The 13,536-nt window shown below is 45.9% G+C and carries 11 protein-coding genes; 7 read left to right on the forward strand and 4 right to left on the reverse strand.

Going from position 1 to position 13,536, the window contains the following annotated elements:
- Nucleotides 1-73 precede the first annotated feature (73 nt).
- From BLS28_RS07445 to BLS28_RS07485, 7 genes are all read left to right on the forward strand, one after another.
- Complete coding sequence (locus BLS28_RS07445) at nt 74-2,329, forward strand: CRTAC1 family protein (protein WP_091164070.1); 2,256 nt, start codon at nt 74-76, stop codon at nt 2,327-2,329.
- 333 nt (nt 2,330-2,662) lie between these two features.
- Nucleotides 2,663-3,118 carry a MarR family winged helix-turn-helix transcriptional regulator gene (locus BLS28_RS07455; protein ID WP_091164075.1) on the forward strand — a complete coding sequence of 152 codons (456 nt, stop codon included), beginning with the start codon at nt 2,663-2,665 and terminating at the stop codon, nt 3,116-3,118.
- Between the two features lie 6 nt (nt 3,119-3,124).
- Nucleotides 3,125-5,764, forward strand: a complete 2,640-nt coding sequence (gene ppsA / locus BLS28_RS07460; RefSeq protein ID WP_091164077.1) for a phosphoenolpyruvate synthase — start codon at nt 3,125-3,127, stop codon at nt 5,762-5,764.
- 176 nt (nt 5,765-5,940) lie between these two features.
- Nucleotides 5,941-6,537 (forward strand): MATE family efflux transporter, encoded by a 597-nt coding sequence (locus tag BLS28_RS07465; RefSeq protein ID WP_218134376.1) that lies wholly within the window; start codon nt 5,941-5,943, stop codon nt 6,535-6,537.
- Nucleotides 6,537-6,911: a DoxX family membrane protein gene (locus BLS28_RS07470; RefSeq protein ID WP_091164081.1), complete on the forward strand. Its 375-nt coding sequence runs from the start codon at nt 6,537-6,539 to the stop codon at nt 6,909-6,911. Before BLS28_RS07465 ends, BLS28_RS07470 begins: the two co-directional genes overlap by 1 nt.
- A 116-nt stretch (nt 6,912-7,027) precedes the next feature.
- Nucleotides 7,028-7,261, forward strand: coding sequence for a hypothetical protein (locus tag BLS28_RS07475; protein WP_090526116.1), 234 nt, complete (start codon nt 7,028-7,030; stop codon nt 7,259-7,261).
- Between the two features lie 427 nt (nt 7,262-7,688).
- Nucleotides 7,689-8,777 (forward strand): MBL fold metallo-hydrolase, encoded by a 1,089-nt coding sequence (locus BLS28_RS07485; RefSeq protein WP_091164087.1) that lies wholly within the window; start codon nt 7,689-7,691, stop codon nt 8,775-8,777.
- Nucleotides 8,778-8,878: 101 nt separating this feature from the next.
- On the opposite strand, the gene BLS28_RS07490 is transcribed toward BLS28_RS07485, so the two are convergent.
- From BLS28_RS07490 to eboC, 4 genes are read right to left on the reverse strand one after another with little or no spacing between them, the layout of a single operon-like run.
- On the reverse strand, nt 8,879-10,231 hold the full coding sequence (locus BLS28_RS07490) for an alkaline phosphatase family protein (RefSeq protein ID WP_091164089.1): 1,353 nt from the start codon (nt 10,229-10,231) through the stop codon (nt 8,879-8,881).
- Nucleotides 10,232-10,245: 14 nt separating this feature from the next.
- A complete protein-coding gene (gene eboE / locus BLS28_RS07495) occupies nt 10,246-11,457 on the reverse strand; it encodes a metabolite traffic protein EboE (RefSeq protein WP_091164091.1) in 1,212 nt (403 codons plus the stop codon).
- 21 nt (nt 11,458-11,478) lie between these two features.
- Nucleotides 11,479-12,777 (reverse strand): 3-dehydroquinate synthase, encoded by a 1,299-nt coding sequence (locus BLS28_RS07500; RefSeq protein ID WP_369596621.1) that lies wholly within the window; start codon nt 12,775-12,777, stop codon nt 11,479-11,481.
- Nucleotides 12,681-13,535 carry a UbiA-like protein EboC gene (gene eboC / locus BLS28_RS07505; protein WP_091164096.1) on the reverse strand — a complete coding sequence of 285 codons (855 nt, stop codon included), beginning with the start codon at nt 13,533-13,535 and terminating at the stop codon, nt 12,681-12,683. The genes BLS28_RS07500 and eboC overlap by 97 nt, the downstream gene beginning before the upstream one ends.
- Nucleotide 13,536 lies beyond the last annotated feature (1 nt).

Raw genomic sequence — 13,536 nt, forward strand, 5'->3', positions numbered from 1 at the left:
TTCAAAATGTAACACCTTCAATATTGATCGGGATCTTAAGAGAAAATAATGCGTAGCTAATTTTACAGAAGGAATGCCGAAGAATGTAATTATCAATTTTGCTTTGAATTTGGCCCGTGGAAAAACGTCGTTAAATATTTATGCAAAATTTTTGCTTTTGATACCGGCCATGTCATTTGTTATCTCATGCCGCGATTCATCGGAGAGTAAAATGATCCGGATCATTTCCGGTCTGAACCAAAAGGATTACAACAGCCGCAATCCGTTTTGTCCCGAAGCGAAAGTGGCGCAGTGCGATAGCTTACTTAAACTGCCGGGCAGGGAAAATGATTTTTATCTTTTAAATACCAAGGCTAAGCTTTTATTGGAAACCGGTGACGAAACACAGGCTGTTGCCATCTACGAAAAGATGGTGAGGGGGACCGATAGCTCAAAACGTGATTTATTTGAACCGGATATGGCACTGGCCTACATGAGGTTAGGCGAGCGAACTAATTGTATGTTGAACCACAACCGGATGTCATGTACCTACCCAATAAGGGATAACGCGATTCATGTAAATCAAACCGGTTCGCGACATGCTATTGCAGTTTATGAAAGCATTTTGAAGAAGCATCCGGCTGACCTGGAATCCCGCTGGATGCTCAATATCGCTTACATGACACTGGGGCATTACCCCGATAGTGTGCCTAAGCCGTTTTTAATTCCAGATCTCAATAAAACATCCGCGACAAAAATAAAGCCGTTTACCGATATGGCTACCGATGTTGGTATTAAATTGAAAAGCAGGGCGGGTGGCGTTATAGCGGATGATTTCAATAACGACGGTTACCTTGATATAGTAACCTCGGGAACGGAACTTGATGATCACATGCATTATTTTCAAAATAACCAGGACGGAACATTTATTGACAAGTCTGAAACAAGCGGGTTGCGGAAGTTTACCGGTGGGCTGAATATTCAGCAAACTGATTACAACAACGATGGGAAGATGGACATTTTTGTACTGCGGGGTGCCTGGAAAAAGAACGGTTTTGGTAACCAGCCTGCCTCACTGCTGCGCAACAATGGCGATGGCACATTCACGGATGTGACGATACCCGCCGGGCCACTTTTTTATCACCCTACACAGGCGGCAGTCTGGGCTGATTTTAACAATGATGGATGGCTCGATGTTTTTATAGGTGCGGAGGGTTTTAACAACGGCGACAGCGTCAATATCCACCGGAGCATGCTTTATATAAATAACCGGAACGGTAGCTTTGCTGAAGTTGGCCATAAAGCGCATTGCGATGTAATGTCGTATGTAAAAGGGGTTACATCGGCAGATTTTAACCATGACGGATGGCCGGATGTTTTTATTTCGACAATGGACGGGCGCAAATATCTGTTAAAAAATAAAGGTAACAGCGAAAATACCCCCGACTTTGAAGACGTTACAAAGCAATCGGGGATCCTGGCAAACAGCAACAGTACTTTTACTACCTGGTTTTTTGATTACAACAATGATGGCTGGCAGGATATCCTGATTGCAGATTACAAATTCGAGGCTCCGCTGGGATATTATTCGGCTGCCGAAGCGCTCGGAAAACCCATACCCAATGCGGGAAACATTTACCTGTATAAAAATAACCATAACGGCACTTTCACCGATGTTACCAAACAAACGGGCCTTGATAAAGTAGTGTTCAGCATGGGCGCAAACTTTGGTGATATTGATAATGACGGCTTTCCCGACTTGTATTTTGGCACAGGCAACCCCGATTTTGGCTCTATTATACCCAATAAAATGTTCAGGAACGTAGACGGACAGCGGTTTGAGGACGTTACAGGCGTCTCCGGAACGGGAAACCTGCAAAAAGGTCACGGTGTAGCGTTTGCAGATTTCAGGAACCGTGGCTTACAGGATATATTCATTGAAATGGGCGGGGCTTACGCCGGCGATGCCTATACCAGCGCCTTGTATGTAAACCCTGGTCAAAATGATAACAACTGGATAAATATAAAGGCAGAAGGGATAAAAAGTAATAAAGCTGCCATTGGCAGTCGGTTAAAAATAACATTTGTTGACAATGGTGTTAAAAAAAGTGTTTACCGCGACTTAAATTCGGGTGGCAGTTTTGGTTCATCACCCATACAGGCGGAAATAGGTGTAGGGCATGCCGGGCTTATCGAAGAGCTTGAAATAACATGGGCTGGCAGCCATAGCGTTCAACGATTTCGTAATTTGAAAGTAAATCAGTTTTACCACATTACGGAAGGAAAAGGGAAAGTGACCCTGGTTCAATTAAAAAAACTTAGTATCAATAATATGGCGATGAAAATGTGAGATCTCGCTTAAATCGAGATAGCGATCAGTTAATTCACAGGTACTTACACCAAATAAGCTTTGGATGATATGTGGGCGCACGAAAAAGGCAATTAGGATAACGCTTTCCTAATGCCGTTTGAAACACCACTATAGGGCAGCCGTTGGCATAAAGCGGCGAAATAAAATAAGCACCGAGGGTTTTGCTTTCAATGATCAGTATACCATTGACATATTCGTCAAAGTCGGGACGCGAAACAACGTAATTATATTCACCGATTTCTAAATTACTTCTTTCAAGTAACAAAATGAAATTATCTTTGTAACTAAGATAATTAAAGTTACAAAGATATTGTGAAAAGCGAAGCTATTACCCGGATAAGGAAACTAAGCCAGTTGTATGCTTATACATCCATTCAAATGCATGAGAATATTGCGCGAAAAGCCGGGCTATCAGGTACCGATCAGAAATACCTGGGCTTTTTCCTGGTGAAAGGGGCCATGACAGCCGGCGAGCTTATGGAAGTAACCGGGCTTACCAGCGGCGCTGTTACAGGTTTGATTGACAGGTTTGAGAAAAAAGACCTGGCCAAGAGAGAGTTTGCGAAAACGGACAGGCGAAAAGTACTGGTTGTGCCGGATACTGAAAAGATAATGCAGCTTCTGGCCCCGCTTTACAAGGATTATCGCAGCCATTCGGAGCAATTGATCGGTTCTTTCGCTGAAGAAGATTTAAAAATCATCGAAAAATTTTTGGAAGGATCGATTGCAATTATGAGTGAAACGGTCAATCAGTTTAAAGACAAGTAAAGTATAATGAAAAACAGAAGTTTATACATTGTTGATTTAAAAAAGGCCGATAAAACGTTTAATAGGTTAATCGGCGGGGGCAAGGGGGCAAATCTGGCAGAATTATACACGATTAAGGCGCTTAATGTGCCTGACGGTTTTTGTATAACTACAGAAGCTTTTAAAGAAACTGTTGGGAACGATCAGGAGTTTAACTCACTGCAGGAGCAGTTAGCATTGCTAACCGAAAACCAAAGGAACGAGATCCATGAAATAAGCAAAAAGATCAGAACACTGATAGAATCGATAGCTCTTTCTCTGGAACTGAAAAGCCAGATCGTTGCGCGTATGGACCAATATGGTGGTGATTATGCTTACGCCGTTCGTTCAAGTGCGACAGCGGAGGACTTAGCCACCGCGTCGTTCGCCGGACAACAGGATACCTACCTGAACGTTATCGGCGAAACCGCTATTTTAAAACATATCAGCAAATGTTGGGCATCTCTTTTTACAGAACGTGCCATCATCTACCGGCTTCAGAATGGCTTTGACCACCGCAAGGTTTACCTGGCTGTTATTATACAGCAAATGGTAGTTGCAAAGGTAGCCGGCGTGCTATTTACGGCCCATCCTGTTACTGGTAACAGGAAAGTGAGCTCGATAGATGCGAGCTTCGGCTTGGGGGAAGCACTGGTTTCTGGTTTGGTTAACGCCGATAATTACCAGGTCCGTGCTTCAAGAATTATTGAAAAGAAGATTTCAGAGAAAAGGATTGCTATTGAGATCATTAAAAATGGCGGTACTGAGCAAAAAGAGATAGGGCCGGAGCAACAAAATAAGCAAGCGCTAACTGACGAGCAAATTTTACAACTCGAACAAACCGGCAGGATGATCGAGGCACATTTCGGCCATCCCCAGGATATTGAATGGTGTTTAAGTGACGATAAATTCTATGTTGTACAAAGCCGGCCAATCACCACATTATATCCTGTGCCAGCGGCAGACGACTTGGAGAACCGGGTTTATGTATCTGTAGGACATCAACAAATGATGACTGACGCATTTAAACCACTCGGCATATCCGTTTGGATGTTAACCGGAAACCGCGCGATATTCAAAATGGCTGGCGGAAGGTTATTTGTTGATATCTCGAAGGGGCTGGCTTCGCCGGCAGGCAGGGAGAATCTTTTAAATGTATTGGGGCATTCAGATCCACTCATAAAAGATGCCCTGATGACTGTAATCGATCGAAACTTTGTAAAAGAGGACCCTGGAGCCAATATTCCCGGACAGGTTAAAGGTCATCACGGGATGTCGGCGGCGGATATACTTGCGGAAGCGGGAGCCGATGCCGGGATTGTGGCCGATCTCATCAGCAGCAGCGAAAGGTCGGTATCAGCATTGAAAGATAACATCCGGGCAAAAACAGGACCCGATGTATTTGATTACATCCTGGACGATATGCAGCAACGGAGGCAGCTGTCTTTAGAAAAGAAAAATCTGAACGTGATCATGGCGGCCATCCATGCATCGGCCTGGATCAATGACAAGATGAAAGAGTGGCTTGGTGAAATCAACGCAGCAGATGTTCTGTCGCTTTCTGTTCCAAACAACATTACCTCAGAAATGGGCCTTGAACTTTTGGACCTGGCGGATGCGATTCGTCCCTATCCGGAGGTCATCGCCTATCTGCAAGGGGCAAAACAGAATAATTTATTGAATGGGTTATGCCAGTTGGAGGGCGGATCGCAAGTACACGACGCTTTCATTGCTTATTTTAACAAATATGGCATGCGTTGCGCCGGCGAGATCGATATTACCCGTACACGATGGAGGGAAAATCCAGCTGCGCTGGTTCCGATGATCTTGAGCAATATCAAAAACCTTGAACTGGGAGAGAGTACCCGAAGATTTGAGCAGGGGAAGCAGGCAGCCTTAGAAAAAGAACAAGACTTAATGTTGCGCCTGAAACAATTGAACGATGGTGAAGAAAAAACCCGGGAAACGAAGCAGATGATTGACCTGTTGCGGAATTTTATCGGCTACCGCGAATATCCGAAATACGATATCGTGAGCAGGTACTTTATCTACAAGCAGACTTTGCTTCAGGAAGCCGAACGCCTCGTAAAAGCCGGTGTGCTTCGTGATGAAAAAGATAGCTATTATCTTTATTTTGAAGAGTTGCATGAGGTGGTGCGTACCGGAAAAGTAGATTACCAGCTTATTGACCAGCGCAAAACGGATTATCAATTTTATGAAAAGCTGACACCGCCACGAGTTATTACTTCTGAAGGTGAGGTGATAACCGGTCATTACAGCCGTGAGAATATCCCGGTAGGGGCTCTGGCCGGTCTCGCTGTTTCTTCCGGCATAGTTGAAGGGCGCGCACGCATGGTGCTGAACGTAGAAGGTGCTGATCTGGAAGATGGCGATATCCTGGTTACAACCTTTACCGACCCAAGCTGGACGCCTTTATTCTTAGCCATCAAAGGACTTGTTACAGAAGTTGGCGGACTAATGACACATGGCGCGGTAATAGCCCGTGAGTACGGTTTGCCGGCGGTTGTTGGCGTGGAAAATGCAACCAAACTGATTAAAGACGGTCAACGCATACGCGTGCATGGAACCGCAGGTTACGTGGAAATTATAAGCGAGGCTGTCGTGTAACCGAAGTAATCTTGTCGCGAATTACCCCCGGGATTGTCGCTTTTGCACACTGCAAAACACCGGCGTGTATCCCATCTTTGTATCGTTGATTAAGTTTATAATCAATACGGATCGAGTTACGAAAAACAACAAAGTAAACCGGCAACCGTACAGGATTTTTAAACAAGCAAATAACAATGAGTACAATACAAATCACAAGCTCAAAGCTCTGGAACGCCATTAAGCTTTCCCTTAATGGCGAGCAACAGGATTATACGCAAGGGAGTATCCCGAAAGCCATCTTTTTACTGGCTATCCCAATGATTCTGGAATTAAGCCTGGAAAGCGTTTTTGCGGTGGTAGATATGTTCTTTGTAGGTAAACTTGGGCAAAACGCTATAGCCACGGTAGGTTTAACGGAGTCGGTGATCACCATTGTCTATTCCATCGCTATTGGCTTAAGCACCGCGGCCACGGCAATCGTAGCGCGAAGGATTGGTGAAAAGAAACCGGAAGCCGCGGCACATGCAGGAGCCCAGGCGCTGGTAATTTGCCTGATTACAACTATAATAGTAAGCATGGCTAGTGTTTTATATGCACCTGAGATCTTAAAGCTAATGGGAGCAAGCGAAGAAGTGGTGAGGGACGGAGCTATTTTTACCCGGATCATGCTGGGCAGCATCCTTATTATTATCCTGTTGTTTCTGATCAACGGAATTTTTCGCGGCGCGGGTGATGCCGCCATGGCGATGAAAAGTCTTTGGATTGCAAGCATTATCAACATAATTCTATAATGAAAAAGAAAATCTTATTTATTGCATGCCTGTTATTCGGGCTGATGTTTATCAATGCTGGCCTGAACAAGTTTTTAAATTACATGCCTGTACCTAAAGACATGCCGCCAAATGCCATGGCCATGTTTGGTGCAATTATGCAGATTAAATGGCTGATGCCCCTCATCGGCATTGCCGAAATTATCGGGGGGATCCTGGTGATTATTCCCCGTTTCAGGGCTTTAGGCGCGGTGATCATTTTTCCCGTTATGGTTGGCATATTGTTAACTGTTATTTCTTTATCTTCGGGAATACCGGTGGTGCTTGTGCTTTGGGCGGTGCTCATCTGGGTGCTATTTGAAAACAGGGAGAAATATTTTCACATGATCCGGTAGCGGATGGCATAGTCTGGCTATTCCGCAACTAAATAATAACCGTCCGGTGAATTGGAAATTACAAATGATTATAGGCAAGTGGTGTTACGTAGTTGATAGACTTTATTGAAAATCATATGAAACTTTTTGAAAAAGAAACGGGCAAAACAAACTGTGTCGGGGTAACCGGAGCTTCTGCAACCGGGGCATCAGCAATTGCTGTGTTAGCATTGGGATCTATGGCTATAGGTGCGATTGCTATAGGCGCATTGGTGATTAGCCGAATCATGGTTAAAAAAGCTGTAATCAGAAACCTCCATGTCGGTAATCTCAGCGTAGATAACCTTGTAATTAAAAATCGGGAAGATTAGAAGTTCCTGGGGATCCGGTTAGTTTGGATTGAGGTGGAGTAAAGTTTTATTGGAGTCGTTTCTGAGTCTGCCGTGCTCCCGTTATAAACTTCACCATGCAGTCGATGCCCAACAACGTAGCTCGCATATATTGACCGGCTCGCGTCAGGACCTTACCGATCTTAACATCCTTCTTTTTGCTGTGTTTTTGAAATAAAATTCGGAACGGCCATCTCAAATTGTGGGAATATGGCAGCCAGGGAGCCCTTGTTATCATTTTCCAGGGGGATTATATTTCAAATATAGATCTAAATGAGTTGTGGATGTGATTCTCTGACCAAATTGCGCTGAATCCAACCCATACACCTTTGTGGCCGTGGCCGGGAAGACAGATAACGCATTCATAAAATAAATGTTGCTTTTTACCGTTACATTCATCATTTAGTGCATGAAAAGAGCGTGTTTGGGAATTGTGTTGGCTGCACTGTTATTATTGACGGTCGGTGGTTGCGGCGTAGTTAAATCTCTGGGTAAAAATCCGGATGGCGAAGAACTTACCCGGTTGGATTCTTTACCAAATTATAAAAATGGAGCTTTTATAAATTTGGCTGAACTTTCCGATTCGACGGTCAAACGTAAATTTCTTTTTCTCAGCAAACGTCCTGAAACCATCAGGCCTTCTCACGCACTTCCTTGGATTAAAACCGATCTGAATTCATTAGCTGCTCCTGCACCTACGATCGTTTGGTTTGGACATTCATCTTTACTAATAAAAAGCGGGCAGTTTAATATGCTCATTGATCCGGTTTTTAGCAATCATGCCGGACCGGTGCCCGGATTGATTACCGCATTCCCGGGTACAAAGCATTATCACGCCGATGATATGCCTCAAATAGATGCGCTGATCATTTCTCATGATCACTACGATCATCTGGATTATCGGACTTTGAAAAAATTAAAGAACCGTATTAAAATGGCTGTTGTGCCGATGGGAGTAGGCGCTGATCTGGTATACTGGGGGTTTGACCCCAAAAAGATCATCGAACTTAATTGGAACCAATCGATTACGTTGTCCGGTGGTATTCGGATTACCGCCACCCCAGCCCAACATCGCAGCAATCGTACTTATAAGAATGAGAATAAAACATTATGGGCCTCTTACGTTTTTCAGATTGGCAATTATAGGCTGTTTTACAGTGGCGATAGCGGGTACGGTCCGCATTTTAAACAAATAGGCCAGCAATTTGGGCCATTTGATCTGGCGTTTTTGGAATGCGGGCAGTATAGCCCCAATTGGCCATGGACGCACCTGTGGTTAGGGCAACCCGCACAGGCTGCTGCTGACCTGCATGCCCGTTTGTTACAGCCTATTCACTGGGCTAAGTTTATTGAAGCTAACCAGCCCTGGAACGAACCGATAAAGAGGCTTGTGTCTGCAGCAAAGGAGTTGGGTGTCGAACTAAACGTTCCGCGTATTGGGGAGCCTTACACTTTAGGCAATCCCCTCAAACAGTCTGCATGGTGGAATTTTGAATAACTGCTTTTGTAATATTGAATAGTTAATAAGAAGGATCATATACTATGGCAGGATGATCATTTGAACAACCGGCAATCAGTATACAAGGCCAGCTTAGCTAATCAATTTTTCAGGTGCCTCCAGATGATATCATGAATGTCGGTCGCTATCAGGTCCTGTTTTTCCAATGGGTTATCGGTAATGATCACCGGCTGATATTCTGACGGTACATCCACCCGGCCATGAGAGCCTTTAATCAGGGCGGCATCCAGTGGAATGACATCCATTACATACCTGAAACCCGCCTTTTTGCGAAGCAATTTGTAGCCGGCGCGGAGCTTTGAACTCATAAACATCTCAACAGGATCATAACCCGGTTTTTTGTGGATGTCAACTACGCGCGCGTAATCCGGGGCAAGCGCATCATCCAGCCAAAAATAATAAGTGAACCAACTTCTCTCATCAGCAATAAGGACGAGGTCTCCGGCCCGGGGATGATCGATGTGATACGTGGCCTGCTCTTCCCGGGTAAGCACCCTTTCAACACCAGGTACGGCTTCAAGCAGCGCTTTGACCTTTGCCGTTACGCTCGCATCGTTGATGTAGACATGTGCCAATTGGTGATCAGCTACCGAAAAGGCTTTTGAAGCGCCAGGGTCAAGTATCTCCAGTCCACGCTCAATCCTGATGCCTAACAAGCCGTTTTGCCTCAATACCCGGTTTAAATGAACCGGGCGGTCCACCGGGGAGATACCATATTCGGAAAGGATAATGATCTCGGCATCTTTTTTCCTGTAAAACGAAACCAGATCTTCGATAATTTTATCAATATCATTCAGGTCTTTGGCAATAATTGGTAAATCCGGACCGAATTTTTGCAGGCAATAGTCCAGATGAGGCAGGTATATCAGTGTTAGCGTCGGGTCATGCATCGTATCTATTTCCATTGCAGCGTCAGCTATCCAACGGCTTGATTTGATATTGGCGCCGGGCCCCCAAAACTGAAAAAGCGGAAACTGCCCCAACTTCGCCTGAAGGTGGTCACGCAGGTCGGCAGGCTCCGAGTAACAATCCGGTATTTTTCGTCCGTCGGCAAGGTAATTTGGCCTGGGCGTCACGGAGTAATCCGCCGAGGAGTACATATTGTACCACCAAAACATTATCGAGCTCGTGAAAGATGGATCTTCGCTCTTGGCCTTTTCCCATATTTTCTGTCCTTCAACGAGTTTGTTTGACTGCTTCCAGAATTTTACTTCACAATCCGCGCGGTCATACCACCCATTACCTACAATGCCATTGTCAACAGGAAATTTGCCGGTGACGTAGGCGGACTGCATGGCGGTGGTAACAGCAGGTAATACAGGCGTTATATGCGTCAAATGTCTGTCTTTGATGTAAGATTTAAGAAATGGCGTATGCTCGCCGATCAGAGACGTGGATAAACCCACTACATCGATAACTACCGTTTTATTCATAATTGTCTTCTTTCTTATGATATCTGCGCTTTAACCCAATCTAATTCCCGGATGATCGATTGTGTTAGGGGGGCCTTCAGCTCATCAGGTAATACACTCCAGGTATATGTTTCCACTTCCAGGTGTTGTGTAAAAGCAGCGTTCCTGAATTTGTTGAGCACCCTGACAATATCGTTTTGTGTTGACTGAACAACACCCATATCCTCTACAAAGACAGGCACATGGAAATGCGCGCGCCATTCATTGACTGCCGGGTTCCGACCATCTGCCAGGGCTTCCGGTAAATCCGGATAACGGATCAATTCTCCATTTGCGGTTTTCGCGATCACCTGGTGCAGATAGGTTGGCTCGTTGAATCTGGCAAGCGCGTCGGTCACCTCGTCCCTCATTGCCAAATCCACCGGAAGATGGGCCTTCAAGGCAGCACTGATTTGTATCTTGCCTACCTGGATACCTTTCGCGGCCAGTTCATCAATGACGCACTCATGTTCCTCATAGCCGATAGCAAAATGGCAAACGTCATAGCATAGGTTAATGTGTTGTTTGACAGCTTCTTCTGCATCAGCCGGAGACAGGCCAAACTGTTCTCCCAGCACTAAAATACCACGCGGCAACAAGTCGTTTTCAAACCAATCTATAAACTCCCGGCCTGATTCCAGGAACCCATCCGGCTCGGGTTCGATATCCAGGTGCATCAGGACCCCGGCCGAGCGGTGTATTTTAAAAAGTGCAGCCATCACTGTTAAAATATTCTCCGTGGCGATTGCCCTTGCGTTGTTCCTGGCCTCACCGGCCGCATGCCATGGTTTATAGCTTAAGGGAGAGGTTGAAATCCCTCCCTGCAAACCTTCAGGAAGTAATTCGCCCAATATATGAAACAGGCGTAAGGTATAATCCAAGCGCTCAACTGTTGTCCAATCCGGCGCATGCACTTCGTCCTTAACTACGGTGTTATGGAAACCGCCATAGGGGAAACCGTTCATCGTGAAAACATAAGCATCATGATCAGACAGCCATTGTTTAAACTCCGCTAAGTTATCTTCCTCTGCCAGCAAACCCAGGCTGGCCATATTAGAAAGGCGCAGGCCAATACCCATTTGTTCCTTCCCCGCAAGGGCAGCCCTGATTGCCGGGAAATGGTTTTTCAGGGCCCCGAAAGTTTCCGGCCAGTTCTCCGCGGGATGGATATTGGTACAATAGGTCAGGTGCGCTGCATTTATTTTCATGAGGGCAGATGTTTGTATTGTTTAAATTTGCGTTTGCTGAAGTTCGAATTGCCGGTTGTATAGTTCAATACTCGCTTGTTTCAAAAGCTCGGTATCAATTTCATTCACCTCGGCACCTTCGCCTATAGCATTGAGTAACGTAATGGTGAGCTCCCCGCCCAAATGTTCACGAAACTCCTCCAGGCCCTGCAATAACGGGCTGTCATCTCCGCTGATCCTTAAGAGCCCGTGGCTGATTTCAAAGCCTAAGTTTTGGATCAGGCTTACCACGCGCTCACTGTCCGCAGCGGTTAAACGGCCGCAAAGGCAGGAATAAACCGTGTCCAGGGCTATCCCCATGGCTACTGCTTCACCATGTCGGATATCGAAACCGCTAAGATATTCCAGTTTGTGCGCGCTCCAATGCCCGAAATCCAAAGGGCGTGATGAGCCGCTTTCAAAGGGGTCGGCGCCGGCAATGTGCTGCATGTGCAGCTGCGCGCAGCGCCAAATCAGGTAATTCATTGCTGCCGCGTCGCGGCTCACGAGGGCGGGTGCGTTCTGTTCTATCCAGTTGAAAAAAACAGGGTCTTTGATCAAGGCAACTTTGATAGCTTCGGATATTCCGGATCGCCAATCACGGTCGGTCAGCGTGGTCAAAAACTGGTCATCATTAAAAACAGCGGCAGGGGGGGCGAATGTGCCCAGGAAATTCTTTTTCCCGAAATAATTGATGCTGTTCTTCACCCCGATCCCTGAATCGTTCTGAGACAGCACAGTTGTTGGTATGCGGATAAGTTTTACTCCCCGGTGGGCTACAGCAGCGGCGTAACCTGCCATATCCAATACGGCCCCGCCACCAATTGCTGCGATGTATGAATGCCGGTCTATACCGTAATTATTTACCGCATCGAGAATCATATCAAAATAGCGTTCATCATTTTTTACGTACTCGCCGCCGGGTATCAGCAAGATCTCGGGCACCAGATGAACAGCAGTATGCGCCTGAAAATAAGAACTGATATCAGAGCATAAATGCCCATGGGCATCGGCAACCCCCTGATCGACCACAAAAAGGATCTTCCTTAACGCGCCTGAAGTAGCAGCGTTTGTCAGAAAACCGTTCAGAAGGGAATTATCCTTTGCGAATAAAGCCGAAGTAAAAAAGACGTTATAACTATATTTTACGCTGAAGTTCTGTTGCAAATGTTCCATCGGGGAAGATTTATTGTTATTGAAATTAATTAGGTGACTGCAAAGGTTTTCGACAGCCACATCGAGAGCGGTAAGAGACAGGCGATCATCAGGGCGAATGTAAGTGAGCTGAATGTGGCAGACCACGAAGCGTCCATCAATATCAGGGAGATCACCCCGGCCTTCACGGCATTACCAATATTTTTGCCGATTGGTTCTCTTATGGCTGTGAACAGCGGTTTGAATATCATCCAGGTAAAGGGTAAGATGAACAGCAGTGACCATAGCAGCCGGTTATTAACGTACGAAAAGTAACTGATAAAGGCAATGACCACAGCATACAAAAATGCCGCTATATACAAGTTGCTCTTTTTGCCCCCATGAACTTCGCCACGACTGGTCAGGGTAATCGAGAATATGTAAACCACAGGCACTAATGCTAACATTGACCAATGGTTGAGCGCATCCGGTATTATGCTGACTCCCAGCAGCAGGTTTAATCCCCGGCACATCCCCATATTAAGCGGCCCGAAAAAGGGATGATGTTTGCCAAACTTGTCGTAGAGCAGTGCACAGAGCGCGATAGCTGCCGCGAGCATACCCGATGCCGCCGAAACGAGAAACGCCAATAGGATACCTGCACTTAACAACAACGTCCCGAGCATTGAAGCTTCCGGTAAACTAACCCTGCCTGAGGGTATGGCCCTTTCAGGCCGTTCAATCTTATCAGTCTCCACATCGAAAATATCATTAAAAACAATACCGCCGCCGTAGAGACAAGCTGTGGAAAGGCAAAGCAGGAGGGCGGCCGGCCAGATTCTTTCCACTAAACTACCTGGGGCACTGGCAATAGCGATCCCCGCCAGAATATCTGCGATCGAAGTAACAATATTTGCGGGCCGCATG

Origin of the sequence: Mucilaginibacter gossypii (assembly GCF_900100945.1) — a bacterium.
Classification (GTDB): Bacteria; Bacteroidota; Bacteroidia; order Sphingobacteriales; family Sphingobacteriaceae; genus Mucilaginibacter; species Mucilaginibacter gossypii.